Source organism: Pseudoalteromonas sp. 20-MNA-CIBAN-0454, assembly GCF_040308685.1.
Classification (GTDB): domain Bacteria; phylum Pseudomonadota; class Gammaproteobacteria; order Enterobacterales; family Alteromonadaceae; genus Pseudoalteromonas; species Pseudoalteromonas nigrifaciens.
In genome coordinates, this window is the sequence record NZ_JBEOOB010000012.1 from 71,295 (window position 1) to 91,908 (window position 20,614).

The 20,614-nt window shown below is 42.2% G+C and carries 19 protein-coding genes and 1 tRNA gene; 13 read left to right on the forward strand and 7 right to left on the reverse strand.

Translation table 11 applies throughout. The features are described from left to right. Positions 1-169 precede the first annotated feature (169 nt). Both AAEZ22_RS07990 and speD read left to right on the forward strand, forming a co-directional pair. Complete coding sequence (locus tag AAEZ22_RS07990) at positions 170-583, forward strand: OsmC family protein (protein WP_011326916.1); 414 nt, start codon at positions 170-172, stop codon at positions 581-583. Positions 584-670: 87 nt separating this feature from the next. Further along, the gene (gene speD / locus AAEZ22_RS07995) at positions 671-1,483 is read left to right on the forward strand and encodes an adenosylmethionine decarboxylase (RefSeq protein WP_011326917.1); all 813 of its coding nucleotides are present in this window, start codon (positions 671-673) and stop codon (positions 1,481-1,483) included. Positions 1,484-1,576: 93 nt separating this feature from the next. Here the strand turns inward: speD and AAEZ22_RS08000 are convergent, their stop codons facing one another. After that, a complete protein-coding gene (locus AAEZ22_RS08000; RefSeq protein WP_011326918.1) occupies positions 1,577-2,836 on the reverse strand; it encodes an aromatic amino acid transport family protein in 1,260 nt (419 codons plus the stop codon). A 331-nt stretch (positions 2,837-3,167) separates the two neighbouring features. Between AAEZ22_RS08000 and AAEZ22_RS08005 the strand changes: the two genes are divergently transcribed. Beyond that, positions 3,168-3,674, forward strand: coding sequence for a GNAT family N-acetyltransferase (locus AAEZ22_RS08005; protein ID WP_179808025.1), 507 nt, complete (start codon positions 3,168-3,170; stop codon positions 3,672-3,674). A gap of 143 nt (positions 3,675-3,817) precedes the next feature. Here the strand turns inward: AAEZ22_RS08005 and cysQ are convergent, their stop codons facing one another. Genes cysQ through cysG form a run of 6 tightly spaced genes read right to left on the reverse strand, consistent with a single transcriptional unit; the run spans position 3,818 to position 10,782 of the window. Continuing rightward, the gene (gene cysQ, locus AAEZ22_RS08010) at positions 3,818-4,588 is read right to left on the reverse strand and encodes a 3'(2'),5'-bisphosphate nucleotidase CysQ (RefSeq protein WP_086995166.1); all 771 of its coding nucleotides are present in this window, start codon (positions 4,586-4,588) and stop codon (positions 3,818-3,820) included. 10 nt (positions 4,589-4,598) lie between these two features. Beyond that, positions 4,599-5,192: an adenylyl-sulfate kinase gene (gene cysC, locus AAEZ22_RS08015; RefSeq protein ID WP_011326927.1), complete on the reverse strand. Its 594-nt coding sequence runs from the start codon at positions 5,190-5,192 to the stop codon at positions 4,599-4,601. A gap of 34 nt (positions 5,193-5,226) precedes the next feature. After that, positions 5,227-6,951: an SLC13 family permease gene (locus tag AAEZ22_RS08020; RefSeq protein ID WP_086995169.1), complete on the reverse strand. Its 1,725-nt coding sequence runs from the start codon at positions 6,949-6,951 to the stop codon at positions 5,227-5,229. Positions 6,952-6,981: 30 nt separating this feature from the next. Continuing rightward, complete coding sequence (gene cysN, locus AAEZ22_RS08025; RefSeq protein ID WP_011326929.1) at positions 6,982-8,406, reverse strand: sulfate adenylyltransferase subunit CysN; 1,425 nt, start codon at positions 8,404-8,406, stop codon at positions 6,982-6,984. Next, positions 8,406-9,305 carry a sulfate adenylyltransferase subunit CysD gene (cysD, locus tag AAEZ22_RS08030; protein ID WP_011326930.1) on the reverse strand — a complete coding sequence of 300 codons (900 nt, stop codon included), beginning with the start codon at positions 9,303-9,305 and terminating at the stop codon, positions 8,406-8,408. Before cysD ends, cysN begins: the two co-directional genes overlap by 1 nt. A 55-nt stretch (positions 9,306-9,360) precedes the next feature. Further along, positions 9,361-10,782: a siroheme synthase CysG gene (cysG, locus tag AAEZ22_RS08035; protein WP_182677334.1), complete on the reverse strand. Its 1,422-nt coding sequence runs from the start codon at positions 10,780-10,782 to the stop codon at positions 9,361-9,363. A gap of 267 nt (positions 10,783-11,049) precedes the next feature. On the opposite strand from cysG, the gene deoC reads away from it, so the two are divergent. From deoC to rpoB, 10 genes are all read left to right on the forward strand, one after another. Next, complete coding sequence (gene deoC / locus AAEZ22_RS08040) at positions 11,050-11,796, forward strand: deoxyribose-phosphate aldolase (RefSeq protein ID WP_011326932.1); 747 nt, start codon at positions 11,050-11,052, stop codon at positions 11,794-11,796. Then, on the forward strand, positions 11,786-12,286 hold the full coding sequence (locus AAEZ22_RS08045; RefSeq protein ID WP_089367604.1) for a hypothetical protein: 501 nt from the start codon (positions 11,786-11,788) through the stop codon (positions 12,284-12,286). Before deoC ends, AAEZ22_RS08045 begins: the two co-directional genes overlap by 11 nt. A gap of 175 nt (positions 12,287-12,461) precedes the next feature. Then, a tRNA-Trp gene (locus AAEZ22_RS08050) sits at positions 12,462-12,538 on the forward strand. Positions 12,539-12,670: 132 nt separating this feature from the next. Then, positions 12,671-13,048: a preprotein translocase subunit SecE gene (secE, locus tag AAEZ22_RS08055; RefSeq protein ID WP_086995177.1), complete on the forward strand. Its 378-nt coding sequence runs from the start codon at positions 12,671-12,673 to the stop codon at positions 13,046-13,048. Positions 13,049-13,052: 4 nt separating this feature from the next. Beyond that, entirely contained in the window at positions 13,053-13,616 is a 564-nt protein-coding gene (nusG, locus tag AAEZ22_RS08060) for a transcription termination/antitermination protein NusG (RefSeq protein ID WP_002958878.1), read from the forward strand. A 210-nt stretch (positions 13,617-13,826) separates the two neighbouring features. Then, a complete protein-coding gene (rplK, locus tag AAEZ22_RS08065; RefSeq protein WP_058372361.1) occupies positions 13,827-14,255 on the forward strand; it encodes a 50S ribosomal protein L11 in 429 nt (142 codons plus the stop codon). A gap of 4 nt (positions 14,256-14,259) precedes the next feature. Beyond that, positions 14,260-14,964, forward strand: coding sequence for a 50S ribosomal protein L1 (gene rplA / locus AAEZ22_RS08070; protein WP_011326937.1), 705 nt, complete (start codon positions 14,260-14,262; stop codon positions 14,962-14,964). A gap of 322 nt (positions 14,965-15,286) precedes the next feature. After that, positions 15,287-15,781 (forward strand): 50S ribosomal protein L10, encoded by a 495-nt coding sequence (gene rplJ / locus AAEZ22_RS08075; RefSeq protein ID WP_011326938.1) that lies wholly within the window; start codon positions 15,287-15,289, stop codon positions 15,779-15,781. Positions 15,782-15,855: 74 nt separating this feature from the next. Next, positions 15,856-16,218, forward strand: coding sequence for a 50S ribosomal protein L7/L12 (gene rplL, locus AAEZ22_RS08080; protein ID WP_011326939.1), 363 nt, complete (start codon positions 15,856-15,858; stop codon positions 16,216-16,218). Between the two features lie 270 nt (positions 16,219-16,488). Continuing rightward, entirely contained in the window at positions 16,489-20,514 is a 4,026-nt protein-coding gene (rpoB, locus tag AAEZ22_RS08085) for a DNA-directed RNA polymerase subunit beta (RefSeq protein WP_086995185.1), read from the forward strand. Positions 20,515-20,614 lie beyond the last annotated feature (100 nt).

Below are 20,614 nucleotides of genomic sequence, written 5' to 3' on the forward strand. Positions count from 1 at the left end.
CCCGCAACCCTTCTATATTTTCCGGTAGCACGCTTTAAATGCGCTGACGGTTTTACCACCCTTGCATAAATTTAAGTGCCTTGATCAAGCTAATTTATATTATTGCTGGGCGCTCACTTATTAAAGCTGATTGGTATACAATCAAGAAAATAATTTTTGAGGTATAACAATGCAAGCAAATGTAAAATGGGTTGAAGGTAATACCTTTATTGGTCGCTCTAATTCAAATCATAATGTTGTATTTGACGGTGGTAGCGACAGTGCTGCACCGAGCCCTATGGAAATGGTATTAATGTCAATCGGTTGTTGTTCATCGGTTGATGTAGTGAGCATTTTAAAAAAAGCCAAACAAGATTTTAGCAACGTAGAAGTACAGTTAACGGCAGAGCGCGCCGAAACTGCCCCACGAGTATTTACCAAAGTTAATTTACACTTTGTAGCAACGGGCAATAATGTGTCTGAAAAGCACCTTGCACGCGCTGTTTCACTCTCTGCTGAAAAGTATTGCTCGGTCGCATTAATGCTTGATAAAACAGTAAAAATTACACATAGCCACGAAGTTGTGCAAGATCAAGTAAAATAACGCTTTTTCCATGAGTAAAATTCGTATAAAATCCGCGAACTTTTATTCTGCTAGAGCAGATTTCACTAATTTATAGGTTGGTTTATTATGAACAAACCCTTCGATAAACTTAAACTTCATGGTTTTAATAATTTAACTAAAAGTTTAAGCTTTAGTATTTACGACATTTGCTATGCAAAGACCGAGCAACAACGTAAAGAATATATTGAATATATCGATGAGCAGTACAGTGCAGATAGACTAACCGACATTTTAGGTGAAGTTGTTGATATTATAGGTGCTAACATTTTAAATGTAGCGCGCCAAGACTACGAACCGCAAGGTGCAAGCGTAACTATTTTGGTTTCAGAAGAGCCGGTAGAAGAGCAGCAAAATTACGATGCTGACGAAGCTCCAGGCCCATTACCAGATTCAGTGGTTGCCCATTTAGATAAAAGCCATATTTGTGTACACACGTACCCAGAAGCTCACCCTGATGACGGTATTTGTACTTTTCGCGCCGATATTGAAGTGTCAACGTGTGGCATAATATCGCCACTTAAAGCGTTAAACTTCCTTATTCATAGCCTAGAGTCAGACGTAGTAACAATTGACTACCGCGTACGTGGTTTTACCCGCGATATAAACGGCGTTAAGCACTACATCGATCATGCAATTAGCTCAATTCAAAACTTCATGACAGAAGATACCAAAGAAGCGTACCAAATGATGGACGTAAACGTGTATCAAGAAAACCTGTTTCACACTAAAATGATGTTAAAAGAGACTGATTTAAATACCTATTTATTCGGCCTTTCTACGGATGATTTGTCAGATGAAGAAGAGGAAGAAATTCGCTCTAAACTGACCCGTGAAATGCAAGAAATATTCTATGGCCGTAACTTGCCAGACCTAGATTAAATAGCAAAATATAGTCAATAAAAATGGCGCTCAATGAGCGCCATTTTTTTGTGTTAAAAAGCTATAAAAAGCTTATAGCCAGTATATTTAGTATTATTTAAGCATGCTGTAAAGCAAAGCCATTACCGCCATTGAGCCAACCGCTAATATAAATAAGGTGCTTAAACGATTACGATGCTTGTGTAATGCCGGTACTTTATAAACAGCAATCATGGGCATAATAAATAAAATCATCGCAATAATAGGGCCAGATAACTGATCCATCATATCGAGTATGCTCGGGTTTTTAACCGCGCAAAACCAAATAGCAAAAAACATTAGTACAGCACCTACCTTATCGGCAACTTTAGCGCTTATGTTCGACTGCTTAGTTACTAAGCCAGTAAAGCTTTCGCGTGCACCCAAAAAGTGCCCTAAAAATGACGACATAATCGCAATAAACGCCACCAATGGGCCAAGCGTAGCAATAAACGAATTGTCAGTAATATTGGCAAGGTACGATAAAACCGACACATTTGCCGCTTTCGCCGCCGCCATTTGCTCGCCAGTTAAGGACAACACACACGAAAACACAAACAGCAATACAAAGGTAATTAACAGTAAACTGGTGCGCTTTAATATTGCCTCAGACTTAGCAACCGCTTTATTACCATAATGACCGCGTTGTACGTTTACAAAGCTCGAAATAGCCGCTGCGTGGCTAAACGAAAATACAATAATAGGAATCGACAACCACAGTGTTTTACCAAAGCTGCCCACTTCTGGCAGCGCCATATTCGGCATTTGCCAACTAGGGATCAAATACAAGGATAAAAAAAACAATATGCCCACAAGCGGATAAACTAAAATAGCAAAAGCACGAAGCATCAGCTTTTCGCCGCCCATCATTAAGCCAATCATACCTGCAACCAATACACCAGAAAGCAACACCCGCGAAGGCGACTCCATACCAAGCTGGTTCACCATAAAGCTGTCTACGGTATTGGTTAAACCGACACCATAAATAAGTAAAATCGGAAAAATAGATAAAAAGTACAGTAAAGAGATTAGCCGACCCGCGGTCACCCCAAAATGTTCCTCTACTACATCGGTAAAGTCAGCATCTTTATTTTTTGACGACAGCACAAACCGCGCTAAACCGCGGTGCGCTAAAAAGGTCATTGGAAAGGCCAAGCACGCCATAATAATTAACGGCCAAAAACCGCCAATACCAATATTAATAGGTAAAAATAAAATACCGGCACCAACGGCGGTACCAAATAGGCTTAACGTCCACTGTGTGTCGTGTAAAGTCCAAGAAGACTGTTTTGCTGTAGATGCATTAAAATGCGTAGCATCTTGAGATGGGGGCATAAGCTCACCAGGTTTTTTTAGAATAATAATGACGGCAAAGCATATAGTTTTTACTTAATGATTTCATTCGATAAACTAGCTTAATATTCGCTTATTTGTAGCGTACCAGTTACGCCTGTAATGAATTTGCAACAGCGTTATAAAAGTGAGCAGAGAATGGCAGTGGCTTTAGCTCAACGTTAAAAATAATAAGCAGGAAAGGTGCACTTAAAAAGGGGGTTAATAGCTTTTCCCCATAAAGTTTAAAGTTTACACACTGCAATCTAGAGTATAATTATTGTAAACTCTACTTTCCACCTAGGTTGTAAAGTGATTAAAAATAGGAGTTTTTGTGATATTTGAAACCTTGTCAGTTAAGCATTTAGCTATGTTATTGCAATTTGAATCAGAAAATAAAGCTTGGTTTGAATCAATGCTGCCGCCGAGAGAGGATTACTTTTATCGCGATTTAGGCATTAAAATGCATATTTATGATGCCATTATAAACATGCAATTAGGTACGCATTATTCGGGTGTGCTTATTGTTAAAGAGCAAATTGTTGCGCGCGCAAATTTAAAAGATATAACAGGGCAAACAAACACTGCCGCAGTGGGTTATCGAGTTGCTAAAAATAGCATAGGTAAAGGCTACGCCAGTTTTTGCCTTAACGAATTAATTAGCATAGCCGCTCAGCATTATGCAGTTAACCAGTTAGAAGCCTTAGTACTAGATAATAACCCCGCCTCAAAAGCCGTACTATTAAAGTGTGGCTTTAAAGTGCAATCCCATAAAGATAACTATATAGCAATAAACGGACTCACATTAGGCGTTACACACTTTTTACGCGCACCGATTTAAGTGTTTTTTGAGGTGAAATTGGAAGATTAAAATATTGTGGTTAACAGCGGTTATTCGTTGGGTTTCGCTTCACTCAACCCAACCTACGGTGTTTAAATTGACATAGAGCTGCTAGTAGCTAAAAGCCCGCAGCTCTAGGCGCTTTATTCTTCAATAGCTGAAACAATAAAATACGGATTTAAATACTCATCTTTGGTGTTATAAATTAGCGGGCTGCCATCAAGTTTAGTCACTTTAGCGCCGGCGATTGCGGCGATTGCATGGCCGGCGCCAGTATCCCATTCACAGGTTGGGCCTAAGCGGGGGTAAATATCAGCACTGCCTTCGGCCACTAAGCACAGCTTTAGTGAGCTGCCTTTTGAAACCATTTCTACCTCGTCAAAGCGTTTTACAAATTCGGCTAAATCGGGTGAGGGGTGTGAGCGGCTGCCAACTACGCGTATTAACCCTGTGTTTGGTTTGGTAGTTACTTTTAGCTCTATGCGCTCATCGCCTTTGTCTTTAAATGCGCCTATGGCTTCGCTTGCTAAGTAAGATACGCCAAGGGCTGGGGCGTCTACTACGGCTAAAACCGGAATGCCATTTTCGATAAGTGCGATATTTACGGTGAATTCACCATTTTTTTTAATAAACTCTTTGGTGCCATCGATAGGATCTACTAGCCAGTAACTTTTCCATGCTTTGCGAACTTCCCAGCTTATATCTGCGTTTTCTTCACTTAATATAGGAATGTCGGGAGTGAGCTGCTGTAGCCCTGCGACAATAATTTTATGAGCTGCTAAGTCGGCGTCGGTTACAGGGCTTTCATCGGCTTTGTATTCAACGTTAAAGTCCTTTTGATAAATTCCCATTATGGCGCTACCCGCTTTGCGGGCAAGGATCAGGGTTTCTTCTAGCAGTTCGGTTTGGTTCATTGGGGTTAACCTATATTATGTGCTGTTGTTTTAGATACGTTATCAGCTGAACAACCGATTGGTCTAGCGTGTTTTTACTGGTATCTAAAATTATTTCTGGATTGATGGGTATTTCGTAACTGGAATCAATGCCGGTAAAGTGTTTAATTTCGCCAGCGCGGGCTTTTTTGTATAAGCCTTTAGGATCGCGGCTTTCGCATACATCGAGTGGGGTGTCGATAAATACTTCAATAAACTCCTTGTCATCTACTAAGCTGCGTACCATGTCGCGCTCTGCTCTAAAAGGCGATATAAACGCAGTAAGCACTAACAAGCCAGCGTCAACCATTAGCTTTGCTGTTTCGCCTACGCGGCGAATATTTTCAACTCGGTCTGCGTCGCTAAAGCCTAGGTCTTTACATAAACCGTGGCGTACGTTGTCGCCATCGAGCAGGTAAGTATGAATACCTTGTTGATTAAGTGCGGCTTCTAGCGCGTTTGCTACAGTGCTTTTACCGGAGCCCGAAAATCCGGTAAACCATATAATAGCGCTCTGATGCTTTTTTTGCTCACTACGTTGTGCTTTAGTGGTTGCGTAGTTATGCCAAACAATATTTTCATCCATAGTGAGTTATCTCTTTATGCTGTGCGTGCCGGTATTAAAACGGAAATACTAGCGGGATCAAGGTTAATACTGTTATTGAATAAATAATAGAAAGGGGCAAGCCCATCACTACATAATCTTTTAAACGATAGTTACCCGCGCTGTAAACCATAAGGTTAGTTTGATACCCAAACGGCGATATAAAACTTGCTGATGCGCCAAACGCAACCGCCATAATAAATGGCAGTGGGTCTACGTTAAAGCCAACGGCAAGTGAATAGGCAACCGGAAACGACAATGCTGCAGCGGCGTTATTGGTTATCAGCTCGGTAAATAATACTGTCATTAAAAATATTGCGATAAAGGCGCTGTATGGGCCAAAGTCGCCAAGTACTACAAACATAGCCGCCGATATTTGCCCAGCAAGTCCGGTGCCTATCATTAGTTTTGCTAAGCCTATGGCGCTGCCTACTACGGCGAGTAACTCAATAGGAAAGCGACGTTTTACTTCGCTAAGCTTAATAGTACCGCAAAGCATAAAGCCAATCAGTAATACTAATAAGCCTTTAACTAGCGGCACTAAGCCAATAATACTTAAGCCCAGTACAGCGGCAAAGCTTAGCAGCACAATGTTTGACTGTTTAGGCGCTAGGTGAGTTTGTAAATCAAACCCCGATATATACACAAATTCGCGCTTTAAATTAGGCAAGCTGTAAAAGTTTTTACCCGGGGCGAGTATTAGTGAGTCGCCTGCTTGTAAGTGCACTTGCCCTAAACCACCTTGCAGGCGATCGTGGCCGCGGCGAATAGCAATAACGGCCGCATGAAACTGCTCTCTAAAGCGGGCTTCTTTTACGGTTTTACCAATAAATTTTGAAGACTGACTTACGACAACCTCTACTAAGTGTTCTATGTCTTTTTGATGATTGTCGTGCACTACTTTTAAACCATCGAAACGCGTAAGTAGGGGGACTGATTTTATATCGCCCACAAAAAGTAATATGTCGTTTTGTTTAATTATTTGCTGTGGCGTGACCGCACAAATACGTTGGTTATCGCGAATTATTTCGCCTAAAAATAAGTCTTTAAGTTCACGCAGGCCATTTTCTTCTACGGTGCGACCAATTAGCTTTGAACCGGCTTGTACTTTACCTTCAAGATAAAAAGGTACGACTTCTTGGTCGCTTTTACCGTTGTCGGGTAAGTATTTTAACATGACTAAAATGGTGATTAAGCCCACGCTTAATGCGCCCAAACCTACTAAGGTAAAGTCAAAAAATCCCAGTGGTGCCATACCCGCATCTACGGCAAAACCATTTACGATTAAGTTGGTAGATGTGCCAATAAGGGTAATAGTGCCGCCTAAAATAGCAGTGTACGATAGTGGTAATAGTAACTTTGATGGTGAGTGATTGGGGTTGTCTTTTATCGCGGTAATTAAGGAAGCAACCACGGCGGTGTTATTGGTAAACGACGATAAAAACGCGGTCGAAAGTCCCAATTTAGTCACTGATTTAACTAAACTACCACTCGATAGCGATTGCGCTAATTTTTGAATAAGGGTGGTTTTTTCAATCGCAATTGACACTAATATTAATAGCACCAAAGTAATTAGCGACGGGTTAGTATAATTAACTAACATGCTTTCTAAATCTATTAGCCCTGCTAAGTAGCTGCTACCAATGGCTCCCACAAATAGCCATGCAGGATTAAGCCGAGTGCCAAAAAGGCACCCGACTAAGGTAAGCATAATGCCTGTTAAAATGAGCTGATCTATCATGCTTTATATCCTATAACAGGCTAAAAAGTATTATAACTTTGATATATCAAGCGCTTGCCAATGCGGAAAGTGCTTGCGTACTAAAGTGTTAAATTCAACTTCAAAAGCACTAAAGTTACTTTGCTGCGCTTGGCTTTGCAGTACTTGCTCTATCATACCGGCTGCAATAGTTAAGTTAGATAAGCGATCGATAAGTATAAACGAGCCGGTTTCGTGATTACTGTGATACTCATCAGCCAAAATAGTTTCGCTAAGTTCTAGCGTTACAATAGCGATTTCGTTTAACTGTAGAGTGTCGCTGCTACCATGCTCTAAGGTATTTACATCGATAGTGTGATCAATCTTAGTAACTTGAGCAGAGGTGTTTTTGCTACCAAGTTTAAAGTTATAGCTTTTACCTAGTTGCAGCGGCGTTTCGTGCATCCATACTAATTTAGCTTGTAGCTGGTTGGTAACTATTGCCGTAGAACTTGCAGGTACAATGACATCGCCTCGGCTAATATCAATTTCGCTATTTAGCGTAACGGTAATTGCTTGGCCAGCTTGTGCACTGTCTAGGTTGCCATCAAAGGTAACAATTTCTTTAATGCTAGAAGTTTTGCCCGATGGTAGTACTTTTATTGCATCGCCCACTTGTAACTTGCCTGAGGCTAGTGTGCCCTGAAAACCGCGAAAGTTTAAGTTAGGACGCGCCACATACTGCACCGGTAAACGTGCTTCAAAGTCAGTGTCGATTTGCGCTGCTGGCGAGTCTTCTAATAACTCTAGCAATGGCTTGTCGGTGTAATAAGGCGTATGTACAGAGCGAGTAACTACGTTATCGCCTTTAAGCGCCGACATAGGTACAAATTTAATGTTACTTACATTAAGTTGCTCGGCAAACTTTAAGTAGTCGGCTTTAATTTTTTCATAAACAGTTTCGTCAAAATCAACGATATCCATTTTATTAATAGCCACAACAAATTGCTTAATACCAAGCGAGTCACAAATAAAGCTGTGGCGCTTAGTTTGTACTTGCACGCCGTAACGCGCATCCACCAAAATAATGGCCACATCGCTGGTTGATGCACCCGTTACCATGTTACGCGTGTATTGCTCGTGCCCTGGGGTGTCGGCAATGATAAACTTGCGCTTAGCGGTTGAAAAGTAACGATACGCTACGTCAATGGTTATGCCTTGCTCGCGCTCAGCTTGTAGGCCATCTACAAGCAATGCTAAATCAAGGTCATCACCTGCGTTACCTACTTTTTCGTTATCTTTATGCAGCGCTGCTAGCTGATCTTCATAAATTTGGTGGCTGTCGTGCAGTAGGCGGCCAATGAGTGTTGATTTACCGTCATCTACGCTGCCACAGGTAAGCATGCGTAATAAGCTTTTGTCTTGCTGACGTGCTAGGTAAGCGTCTATACCGATTGCTTTTACTTCGTTAAATGTGTCGTTATTTTGATTAGCCATTAGAAATACCCTTCACGTTTTTTCTTTTCCATTGAGCCTGCCGAGTCATGGTCAATAACTCGACCTTCACGTTCAGATGACGTAGATAGCAGCATTTCTTCAATAATTTCGGTTAATGAGCTGGCCGTTGATTCCACTGCACCGGTAAGTGGGTAGCAGCCTAAAGTACGAAAACGTACCGACTTCATCATTGGCACTTCACCCTCCAAAAGTGGCATACGCTCATCGTCAACCATAATTAAGGTGCCGTCGCGATCAACCACTGGGCGCTCTTTTGCTAGATACAAAGGCACCATGTCGATGTTTTCTTGATAAATATATTGCCAAATATCCAACTCGGTCCAGTTAGACAGTGGGAATACACGAATACTTTCACCTGGATTTACTTGGCTGTTGTACGTATTCCAAAGCTCTGGGCGTTGGTTTTTAGGATCCCAGCGGTGGTGCTTATCGCGAAATGAATAAACACGTTCTTTAGCGCGTGACTTTTCTTCGTCGCGGCGTGCGCCACCAAAGGCAGCATCAAAGCCATATTTGTCGAGTGCTTGCTTTAAACCTTGAGTTTTCATTATATCGGTATGTTTACCAGAGCCATGCTCGAATGGGCTTATACCAATTTCCATGCCTTCTGGGTTTTTATGCACTAGTAGCTCAAAGCCGTATTCTTTGGCAATACGGTCACGAAATTCAATCATTTCGCTAAACTTCCAATTAGTGTCTACGTGTAATAACGGAAACGGAATTTTTGCAGGGTAAAATGCTTTACGCGCTAAGTGCAAAAGTACCGACGAATCTTTACCAATTGAGTAAAGCATTACTGGGTTCTCAAACTCAGCGGCGACTTCGCGCATGATTTTGATACTTTCAGCTTCAAGCTGCTGAAGGTGAGTTAAAGCCATTGTTAGTCGTCCTACTAAAATAATTAAAAGTTAAAATCTAATAAATGTATAAAGCTTATGCCACATCGGTAAGTGGTTGCGCAAAACTGCTAGTCTGCGCTTTGGCACCAAACCAATGTAACTCTTGGTGCAAGGATGCTACTTCGCCAATAATAAGCAGCGCAGGAGAAACCACACTGTTACGCGTAATTAAATCGGCAAGCTCGCCCAGCTTTCCAGTAATTACGCGTTGATTTTTACGGGTGCCGTTTTCAATAATGGCAACGGGTGTGTTGGCGTTGCGGCCATGCTTTAAAAGCTCAGCTTGTATATGTGGCGACTTTATCACGCCCATATAAATAGCTAAGGTTTGATTTGGTTTAGCCAGCGATTGCCAATCGAGTTCTTGGCCGTCTTTTTTACAATGCCCGGTTACAAACTGAATCGCTTGTGCGTGGTCACGATGGGTAAGCGGAATACCCGCATAGGCACTGCATCCTGCAGCGGCAGTTATACCAGGTACAATTTGATAATTTACCTTGTTAGCCGCAAGTACTTGTACTTCTTCGCCACCACGACCATAAATAAACGGATCGCCACCTTTAATGCGGCATACTTTTTTACCTTGCTTGGCTAAATCGACCAGCATTTGGTTAGTGTCTTGCTGCGCTACGCTGTGATCGCCTAAACGCTTGCCTACACAAATAAGGTCGGCATCGCGGCGCACTAACTCCATGATCTCGTCAGACACTAAATAGTCATAAACCACTACATCGGCTTGTTGCATAAGTTGCAGTGCCTTAAGTGTCAGCAATTCAGGATCGCCAGGGCCTGCACCTACTACATAAACCTCGCCTTCGGGCTCGGCTTTAGCATTTAGCATGTGTTCTAACTGTTGCTCTGCGGCTTGGGTGTCGCCGGTTTGTACTTTACTAACAACAGATGAGTCGAATACGCCTTCCCAAAACTGGCGACGATCGGCAAAGTGCTTAAAGCGTTGTTTTACTTTGCTTCTAAAGCCACCCACAAGCGTTGCCAGCGGGCCAATATGTTGCGGTATTAGGGTTTCTAGTTTTTCGCGTAAACGGCGCGCTAATACCGGGGCAGTGCCTGCGCTGGATATAGCAATTGTGATTGGGTTGCGATCGACAATCGATGGAAATATAAAGGTGCACTTAGGCTGATCGTCAACTACATTAACAAAAATGTTATGAGCATTAGCCAGTTCAAACACTTGGCTATTTACATGTTCCAAATCAGTAGCAGCAATTACCAGCATCATATTTTTTAAATGTTGCTCGTTAAAGTACTCATGTATAAGCGTTACTTTATTTTCGCTAGCAAGTTCAATGAGCTGTTGGCAAAATTTGGGAGCGACTAAAGTAATACTGGCACGCGCTTTTAAAAGCGCGCTGCATTTGCGCAACGCAACATCTCCACCGCCAACAACCAATACAGGTTTGTTGTCGAGTTTGGTAAAGATAGGTAAATACTGCACGTTAATCACACCCCTAAAATAAATGGCTCGTTTAGCCTGATAGCCACAATATAGCGCCACATACTAAGTAAAAAATAATTAAAACCCACTCGTTATAACTAAAAGTTATAACGAGTGGGTTTTTAAGGCCGAAATCTTAATTAGTAAGGCTTTGCGGTCGGTTGCATGTAAAACTAAGGGCTTAGAGTGTTTGGTTATGAGCTATAGCAAGTTTAGGTTACTATAATTACAGGTATTAAATCACGGTATAAATATGATGAGGTTACTATGATTAAACAACAAAAAGAGGCTGCTTTGGCTGTCGCCTTAATGGATTTAACCAGCTTAAATAGCAACGATGATAGTGCCGCTATTAATACGTTAGTGAACAGCATTAACCCTAAATTAGGCACGCCCGCTGCAGTATGTGTTTACAGTGATTTTGTAGCAGAAGCAAAAATAGCCTTAGCTACCAGAGAGCTAAGCCATATAAAAGTAGCCACAGTAACTAACTTTCCAACGGGTGACGCACCTTTAAATACCGTAATAAACGAAACACTAATTGCCATAGAGCGCGGTGCAGATGAAATTGATTTAGTTATTCCATATAAAGCGCTAATAGCGGGTGATAAAAGCCGTGTGCTTGAGTATGTTACCGAGAGCAAAAAAGTCTGTGGGTCGCGCGCTCTACTTAAAGTGATTATAGAAAGCGGCGAGTTACAAACACCCGATTTAATCGCATCAGCCACATTATTAGCTATTAAAGGCGGTGCCGACTTTGTAAAAACCAGTACCGGTAAGGTCGCCGTTAATGCCACGCTTGATGCGACAAAAACTATACTCAATACCATTAAAGAATCGGGCAAGCTAGTTGGCTTTAAAGCGGCGGGAGGAGTTAAAACAGTTGCAGATGCGAGCGATTACTTAACCCTTGCAAGCACTATTATGGGTAATGACTACTTACAAGCAAATACCTTTAGATTTGGCGCATCAAGTTTATTAACTAATGTGTACGCGGTATTAAATGAAGCGTGATAGCGAACAAGAAAAACAACAGTTAGAGCACGAGGCAGCGAGGTTGTTTTTACGTTGTTATGAGCAGCAATATGGCATTCATATGCGCCATATTTGGCATAATGAGCCCAATAAGCCCGACGTTAGCTGCTACAAAGGCGATCAGCAACTTGATATTGAAGTTGCGCATTTATATGCCAGTGAAACCGAAGCAATGGCAGTGCTTGGCCGGCCACTGTCAATTCCAATGCAACGGGCATTGGCCGATATGGCGCAAGCCCCAAGTGAGCAAAGGTTACGCCTAGCGTTAGAGAGATTACTGGAGCAAAAAGCCACTAAATCTTATCATTCAGCGCGAACTTGGTTATTAATTCGCAATGCCAGCACTATTTGGCATAAAGCCGACTTTGATGCTCAGCTTAAAATGATTAGTGTGCCGCAAACGCATGCATTTGAGCAAATTTGGTTGTTATGCGATTTTTATCGTGGCGAGTTGGTACGTTTATTTTGATTTTTTTACGGTAACTCATTGCAGGAATGACTTTTTATTGCATAAATAAATATTAATTTAGCGGGTTAAGTGGTTAAATAATGCGGTGTGTAAATTAACGGTGAAGATTTTATCAGATGACAATCTTTACTCTTGTGTTAATGAACTGCGTAAGTATAATAGGCATCCACTTTGCAGGGGCGTAGTTCCAATTGGTAGAACAGCGGTCTCCAAAACCGACGGTTGGGAGTTCGAATCTCTCCGCCCCTGCCAATATTACTCGCGATGCGGGTAAGTCTGGGGTTAAAAATCGGTTTAAATAAGTCTGTTTTTAAGTTTGGATTTTAATGGATTAACCCTACCATAGCGTAGGGTTGTTGTGTCTGTAGTTAAGGTAATAATATTATGAGCACGAATGTAGAAACGCCATCAAGTGCGATGGAGTCAGTAAAGTGGTTAGTAGCAATAGTGCTACTTGCAGGCGCAGTTGTTGGTAATCACATGTTTGCAGATCAGTCTGTATTACTACGTGCGATTGGCGTTGTAGTTGCAATAGCAGCTGGTTTAGCAATTGCCTCGCAAACAGCTAAAGGACGTACTTTCCTTACTTTTGCTAAAGAAGCAAGAATTGAAGTGCGCAAAGTAATTTGGCCAACGCGTCAAGAAACTACCCACACGACATTAATTGTAATGGTTGCAACAGTGATAATGGCACTTATCCTTTGGGGATTAGATGGCATTTTATTCCGCGCTGTAGGCTTTTTAACTGGATTGGAGATCTGATCCCATGTCGGATGAGAACGAGAACAAAGAAATTAAGTTACGTTGGTATGTAGTACAGGCCTTTTCTGGTTACGAAAAGCGTGTAGCTCAAACGTTAATTGAACATATTAAAATCGAAGGTCTAGAATCGAGCTTTGGTGAGATACTAGTACCAACTGAAGAAGTTGTTGAGATGCGCGCTGGCCAAAAGCGTAAATCTGAGCGTAAATTCTTCCCAGGTTATGTATTAGTACAAATGGATATGAATGACGCAAGCTGGCACTTAGTGAACAGCACAGAACGCGTTATGGGCTTTATTGGCGGTACGTCTGATCGTCCTGCTCCTATCAGCCCTAAAGAAGCTGAGCGCATTCTTAATCGCCTACAAGAAAATGCTGAAGCACCTAAACCTGCTACCTTATTTGAACCAGGTGAAGTTGTTCGTGTTACTGACGGTCCATTTGCTGACTTTAGCGGTGTTGTTGAAGAAGTTGACTACGAAAAGAGCCGCGTTAAAGTGTCGGTACTTATTTTTGGTCGTTCTACACCGGTTGAACTTGAATTTGGTCAAGTTGAACAAGATAAGTAATTGATTAAAAAAGTGATGCTGATTTTTCTATAAAATTTGGCACGAAGCTTGAAAAAGGCCGCTGATTAACTTATAATCAGCGGCCTTTTTGTATTTGGGTAAATTAATTTACGCTACAAAAAGTACGAAACAATTTTTTAAATTGGGGAGCCGTTAGAGTACGCGTCCTCGCGCGCACAAGGCTGAGACCCACTTAATGAGGTATTTATAATGGCTAAAAAAGTTGAAGCTCTAATCAAGCTACAAGTTGCCGCTGGTATGGCTAATCCTAGTCCACCAGTAGGTCCTGCACTAGGTCAACACGGTGTAAACATCATGGAATTCTGTAAAGCGTTTAACGCACGTACAGAGTCTATCGAAAAAGGCGCTCCAGTTCCTGTAGTGATCTCTGTTTACGGTGACCGTTCTTTTACGTTCGACATGAAAACTCCACCTGCAGCATACTTGCTACTTAAAGCAGCTGGCGTTAAATCAGGCTCAGGCCGTCCTAACACTGAAAAAGTAGGCACAGTAACTCGTGCTCAACTTGAAGAGATTGTTGAGACTAAACGAGCTGACCTTACAGCTTCTGATTTAGAAGCTGCGGTTCGCACTATCGCAGGATCTGCTCGTGCGATGGGCTTGAGCGTAGAGGACTAAGAATATGGCTAAATTAACTAAACGTATGCGTACTATCCGCGAAAAAGTGGAAGTAACTAAAGATTACGAAATCAACGAAGCGATCGCGCTTTTAAAAGAGTTAGCGACAGCTAAATTCGTAGAAAGTGTTGACGTTGCTGTTAACCTTGGTATCGATGCTCGTAAATCTGATCAAAACGTTCGTGGTGCAACTGTACTACCTAACGGTACTGGTCGTGACGTTCGCGTTGCAGTATTCACACAAGGCGCTAACGCAGAAGCTGCGAAAGAAGCCGGTGCTGAATTAGTAGGTATGGAAGATCTTGCTGAGCTAGTTAAAAAAGGCGAGATGAACTTTGACGTTGTTGTTGCATCACCAGACGCTATGCGTGTTGTTGGTCAACTAGGTCAAATCTTAGGCCCACGTGGTCTAATGCCAAACCCTAAGACTGGTACAGTAACACCTAACGTTGCTGAAGCAGTTAAAAATGCAAAAGCGGGTCAAGTACGTTACCGTAATGACAAAAATGGTATCATCCATACTACTATTGGTAAGGTTGATTTCACTGCTGAGCAATTACAACAAAACCTTGAGTCACTAATTGTTGCGCTTAAGAAGGCTAAACCTTCTCAAGCTAAAGGTGTTTACGTGAAGAAAGTAAGCATCTCTACAACAATGGGCGCAGGCGTTGCTGTTGACCAAAACACGTTAAGCACTACTGTAGCTTAATCGGTGTTTACATGGCGTGAAATTTGTACTATAATTTCGCGCCATTTTGTTGATTAATTCGTTTTTCAGCAAAGTAAAGAATTCGGGTTGAAGTCCATAATTTCGTTGCACCTTAGGGTAAAGCGATAAATTGGACTTCCGTCCAAGACCGTAGGTGGCTTCGGCCTTAATACTCACCTACGTAGACGGTGTAGACCCCAGATAGATTTTTCCTAATCCTTCTGGCTCTCGCCGTAAAAAGCATCTCTATCTTGTTTGATAGGGAAGAGTAGAACAGGGGACACCGAGTGTCGGTAACCCCATTAAACCAGGAGTAACACCCATGGCTTTAAATCTTCAAGGCAAACAAGCAATAGTTGCTGAAGTCAACGAAGCAGCCAATGGTGCTCTATCTGCAGTTGTTGCAGATTCTCGTGGTGTAACAGTTGGCGCAATCACTGCCCTTCGTAAAGAAGCTCGTGCAAATGGTGTTTGGATGAAAGTTGTCCGTAACACTTTAGCAAAACGTGCTCTTGAAGGAACACAGTTTGAGTGCCTTTCTGATTCATTTGTTGGTCCAAGCTTAATCGCTTTCTCATCAGAGCACCCAGGTGCTGCTGCGCGTATCTTTTCTGCTTTTGCAAAAAAGAACGAGAAATTTGAGCTTAAAACGGCCGCTTTTGAAGGAAATGTTGTTGATGCAGCAATGCTTGCTACATTACCTACATACGACGAAGCTGTTGCACGCTTAATGAGCGCTATGAAAGAAGCGTCTGCTGGTAAATTGTGTAAAACAATTGAAGCAGTACGTGTACAGAAAGAAGAGCAAGCTGCTTAATTTTAAGCTGTTTAATCTCTTTCGGTGTAAAATTTATTTGGACTTAAAGTCCGTTAATTATTAGGAAATTTGAAATGTCTGTATCTAAAGACCAAATCCTTGACGCAATTGCTGAAATGTCAGTAATGGACGTTGTTGCTCTTATCGAAGCAATGGAAGAAAAATTCGGCGTAACTGCTGCTGCTGGTATGGTAGCTGGTCCAGCTGCTGAAGCAGTTGAAGAAAAGACTGAATTTGATGTAATCCTTACTGGCGCTGGCGCTAACAAGGTTTCTGCAATCAAAGCAGTTCGTAGCGCAACTGGCCTAGGCCTTAAAGAAGCGAAAGCTCTTGTTGAAGCTGCACCAACACCTGTTAAAGAAGGTATCTCTAAGGAAGAAGCTGAAGCTCTTGCTAAAGACCTTACTGAAGCTGGTGCTGAAGTTGAGGTTAAGTAATTTAGCTTTTGCTAAGTTCGCTGCCTGAGAAATCAGGCAAGGGCTGGTGATTATTTAATCACCGGCCTTTTTGCGCTATAGAGTGATGCACTCTTTTAGTTCAAATAAAATCTGGTTTTTTCTTTACTTTCAACGCTTTATAGTTTGCTAGTGTTAAAGTGGGACTAAATTAGAACAACAATCAAATGTTGTAAATCTTGGCATAGATGCCAGTTAAGTCTGTTCTTACAAGAACAGGTCGGGTCAAAGATCAGCAAGCTGAGGAACCCCATGGCTTACTCTTATTCTGAAAAGAAACGTATCCGTAAGGATTTTGGTAAACGTCCACAAGTTTTGGATATACCTTTCTTACTATCTACACAGTTAGAATCGTTTAAAAAATTCTTAGTGCCTGACGCTGATGGCGATCATGGTTTGGAAGCAGCCTTCCGTTCTGTGTTCCCAATTAAAAGCTACTCAGGAAATTCTGAGCTGCAATACGTAAGTTATCGTATTGGCGAGCCAGTTTTCGATGTAAAAGAATGTCAAATTCGCGGTGTGACTTATTCTGCTCCACTTCGCGTGAAATTGCGTCTTGTAGTTATGGACAAAGAAGCTCCAGGCACAGTTAAAGACATTAAAGAGCAAGAAGTTTACATGGGCGAAATTCCGCTCATGACCGATACCGGTACCTTTGTAATCAATGGTACAGAGCGTGTTATCGTTTCTCAGCTACACCGTAGCCCTGGTGTATTCTTTGATAACGACCGCGGTAAAACTCACTCATCGGGTAAAGTGTTATATAACGCACGTGTTATCCCATATCGTGGTTCATGGTTAGACTTTGAATTTGATGCAAAAGATAACTTATATGTACGTATTGACCGTCGTCGTAAATTACCGGCGTCTATTATCTTACGTGCACTTGAGTACTCGAGTGAAGACATTCTTGGTATTTTCTTCGACAACACTACGTTTGAAGTAACTGACGGTAAAGTTCTTATGGAACTGGTACCTTCACGTTTACGTGGTGAAACCGCCGCTTTTGATATTAAGAGCGAAGACGGTGAAGTGTTTGTTGAAAGTGGTCGTCGTGTTACGGCTCGCCATATCAAGAACATCGAGAAAAAAGGCATTAAGCAATTAGAAGTACCACATGAGTACATCATTGGTCGCGTATTAGCGAAAAACTATGTTGATGAGTCAACAGGTGAAGTTGTAGCTAATGCAAATGACGAGCTAACGCTTGAATTAATGGCTGAATTGGTTAAAGCCGGTCACACTAAAATTGATACGTTATATATCAATGAAGTGGACAGCGGTGCTTACATGTCAAATACCTTGAACATTGACTCTTCAAGCAGCCGTTTAGAAGCATTAGTAGAAATTTATCGCATGATGCGCCCAGGCGAGCCACCGACGAAAGACGCGGCTGAAGCCTTATTCCAGAACTTGTTCTTCTCAGAAGAGCGCTATGACCTATCAACTGTAGGTCGTATGAAGTTCAATAGCCGTGTTGGTTACGATACTGATACAGGCCCAGGCACATTAAGCAAAGAAGACATCGTGTCGGTTATGAAAGTATTGATTGCTATTCGTAACGGTGTTGGCGATGTAGATGATATTGACCACTTAGGCAACCGTCGTATACGTAGTGTTGGCGAAATGGCTGAGAACCAATTCCGTGTAGGTTTAGTACGTGTAGAACGTGCTGTACGTGAGCGTTTAAGCTTAGGTGACCTAGATGCGATAATGCCACAAGATCTTATTAACGCTAAGCCTATTTCGGCAGCGGTTAAAGAGTTCTTCGGCTCGTCTCAGTTATCACAGTTTATGGACCAAAATAACCCGCTATCAGAAGTAACGCATAAGCGTCGTATTTCTGCATTAGGACCGGGCGGTCTAACTCGTGAGCGCGCAGGCTTTGAAGTACGTGACGTTCACGTAACTCACTATGGTCGCGTATGTCCAATCGAGACTCCTGAGGGTCCAAACATCGGTCTAATTAACTCATTATCTACGTACGCACGTACTAATGATTATGGTTTCTTAGAAACACCTTACCGCAAAGTGGTAGACGGTGTTGTAACTGATGAAGTTGATTACCTATCAGCCATTGAAGAAGGTCAGTTTGTTATCGCACAGGCGAACTCAAACTTAACCGAAACCAATGAGTTTGTAGATGAACTTATTCCATGTCGTCACAAAGGTGAATCTACCTTTATGGGACGTATGGACCAGCAATATATGGATGTATCACCACAACAGGTGATCTCTGTAGCGGCAGCACTTATCCCGTTCCTAGAACACGATGATGCTAACCGTGCATTGATGGGTTCAAACATGCAACGTCAAGCAGTACCAACATTGAAAGCGGATAAGCCGTTAGTAGGTACTGGTATTGAGTTAACACTAGCGAAAGACTCTGGTGTTACTATCGTTGCAAAACGTGGTGGTGAAGTAATGTATTGTGACGCAAGTCGCATCGTTGTTAATGTACATGAAGAAGAACGCGTTCCAGGCGAAGCGGGCATCGACATTTACAACTTAACCAAATACACACGTTCTAACCAAAATACATGTATTAACCAAAAACCAACTTGTATGGTTGGCGAACCGGTTACTCGTGGCGATGTGTTAGCAGATGGTCCTTCGACTGACTTGGGCGACTTAGCTCTTGGTCAAAACTTGCGCGTGGCATTTATGCCATGGAATGGTTATAACTTCGAGGATTCAATCTTACTATCAGAGCGCGTAGTTGAAGAAGATCGTCTAACGACTATCCACATTCAAGAACTACAGTGTATTGCCCGTGATACTAAATTAGGTTCTGAAGAGATCACTGCAGATATCCCGAATGTGGGCGAATCTGCACTAGGCAAGCTTGATGAATCAGGCGTTGTTTATATTGGTGCTGAAGTTAAAAGCGGCGATATTCTAGTAGGTAAAGTGACTCCGAAAGGCGAAACGCAATTAACTCCTGAAGAGAAGCTACTACGAGCTATCTTCGGCGAAAAAGCGTCTGACGTTAAAGACAGCTCTTTACGTGTACCAAATTCTGTAACTGGTACTGTAATTGACGTGCAAGTTTTCACCCGTGATGGTGTTGAAAAAGATAAGCGTGCGTTAGAAGTTGAAGAAATGCAGCTTCGCGATGCGAAGAAAGACTTCAACGAAGAGTTCCGTATTCTAGAAGCTGGTGTATTAGACCGTGCGCGTAAGTTACTTATCGCAGCTGGCTTTGATGAAGACAAATTAGCGTTATTAAATGCTGAGAAGCTACTTACGCAAAGCCTTGCTGAAGAAGACAAGCAAGCTGAGCTTGAGCAATTAGCAGCCCAGTATGACGAGCTTAAAGCTGAATACGATAAGAAGTTTGAAAACAAACGTCGTAAAATCACTCAAGGCGATGACCTAGCACCTGGCGTACTTAAGATTGTTAAAGTATACCTAGCTGTTAAACGTTGTATCCAACCGGGTGATAAAATGGCGGGTCGTCATGGTAACAAAGGTGTTATCTCGACTATCGTACCAGTAGAAGATATGCCATACGATGATAAAGGTCGTACGGTAGATATCGTACTTAACCCACTGGGTGTACCATCACGTATGAACATCGGTCAGATCCTTGAAACACATATGGGTCTAGCTGCACGTGGTATTGGTGAACGCATTGAAGAAATGATGAAAGAGCAACGTGAGCTGCATGAGTTACGCGCCTTCATCAAGCAAGCCTACGAAATTGGCGAATCTCGTCAAGTAGTAGACATTGATAGCTTTACAGATGACGAAATTCGTCGTTTGGCTGAAAACTTAAAAGGTGGTTTACCAATAGCTACTCCAGCATTTGATGGCGCGAAAGAAAACGAAATCAAAGACATGCTAGAGCTTGCGGGCTACCCAAGAAGTGGTCAGGTTACACTTTATGATGGCCGTACTGGCGATCAGTTCGAACGTCAAGTAACCGTTGGTTACATGTACATGCTGAAACTGAATCACTTAGTTGATGACAAAATGCATGCGCGTTCTACTGGTTCTTATAGCCTTGTTACTCAGCAGCCGCTGGGTGGTAAAGCACAGTTCGGTGGCCAGCGTTTTGGTGAGATGGAAGTATGGGCACTTGAAGCTTACGGTGCTGCTTACACTCTACAAGAAATGCTAACAGTGAAATCGGATGACGTGAACGGTCGTACTAAGATGTATAAAAACATCGTTGATGGTAACCATAAAATGGAACCAGGTATGCCAGAATCGTTTAACGTATTGTTAAAAGAAATCCGCTCACTGGGTATCAACATCGAGTTGGAAGAAAATTAAGCCAATTAGATGCTGCAGTTAACGCTGCAGCATCTGTTACGGCCGAATAGAATGTAGGGACGAGACTACCCGTCCTCAAGATTAACTCCGACAGGAGAGC

Bases quoted from the DNA above. Each gene is read 5' to 3' on its own strand.
- AAEZ22_RS07990 (WP_011326916.1), top strand. From the start codon at position 170: ATGCAAGCAAATGTAAAATGGGTTGAAGGTAATACCTTTATTGGTCGC.
- speD (WP_011326917.1), top strand. From the start codon at position 671: ATGAACAAACCCTTCGATAAACTTAAACTTCATGGTTTTAATAATTTA.
- AAEZ22_RS08000 (WP_011326918.1), bottom strand. From the start codon at position 2,836: ATGCCCCCATCTCAAGATGCTACGCATTTTAATGCATCTACAGCAAAA.
- cysQ (WP_086995166.1), bottom strand. From the start codon at position 4,588: ATGAACCAAACCGAACTGCTAGAAGAAACCCTGATCCTTGCCCGCAAA.
- cysC (WP_011326927.1), bottom strand. From the start codon at position 5,192: ATGGATGAAAATATTGTTTGGCATAACTACGCAACCACTAAAGCACAA.
- AAEZ22_RS08020 (WP_086995169.1), bottom strand. From the start codon at position 6,951: ATGATAGATCAGCTCATTTTAACAGGCATTATGCTTACCTTAGTCGGG.
- cysN (WP_011326929.1), bottom strand. From the start codon at position 8,406: ATGGCTAATCAAAATAACGACACATTTAACGAAGTAAAAGCAATCGGT.
- cysD (WP_011326930.1), bottom strand. From the start codon at position 9,305: ATGGCTTTAACTCACCTTCAGCAGCTTGAAGCTGAAAGTATCAAAATC.
- deoC (WP_011326932.1), top strand. From the start codon at position 11,050: ATGATTAAACAACAAAAAGAGGCTGCTTTGGCTGTCGCCTTAATGGAT.
- AAEZ22_RS08045 (WP_089367604.1), top strand. From the start codon at position 11,786: ATGAAGCGTGATAGCGAACAAGAAAAACAACAGTTAGAGCACGAGGCA.
- secE (WP_086995177.1), top strand. From the start codon at position 12,671: ATGAGCACGAATGTAGAAACGCCATCAAGTGCGATGGAGTCAGTAAAG.
- nusG (WP_002958878.1), top strand. From the start codon at position 13,053: ATGTCGGATGAGAACGAGAACAAAGAAATTAAGTTACGTTGGTATGTA.
- rplK (WP_058372361.1), top strand. From the start codon at position 13,827: ATGGCTAAAAAAGTTGAAGCTCTAATCAAGCTACAAGTTGCCGCTGGT.
- rplA (WP_011326937.1), top strand. From the start codon at position 14,260: ATGGCTAAATTAACTAAACGTATGCGTACTATCCGCGAAAAAGTGGAA.
- rplJ (WP_011326938.1), top strand. From the start codon at position 15,287: ATGGCTTTAAATCTTCAAGGCAAACAAGCAATAGTTGCTGAAGTCAAC.
- rplL (WP_011326939.1), top strand. From the start codon at position 15,856: ATGTCTGTATCTAAAGACCAAATCCTTGACGCAATTGCTGAAATGTCA.
- rpoB (WP_086995185.1), top strand. From the start codon at position 16,489: ATGGCTTACTCTTATTCTGAAAAGAAACGTATCCGTAAGGATTTTGGT.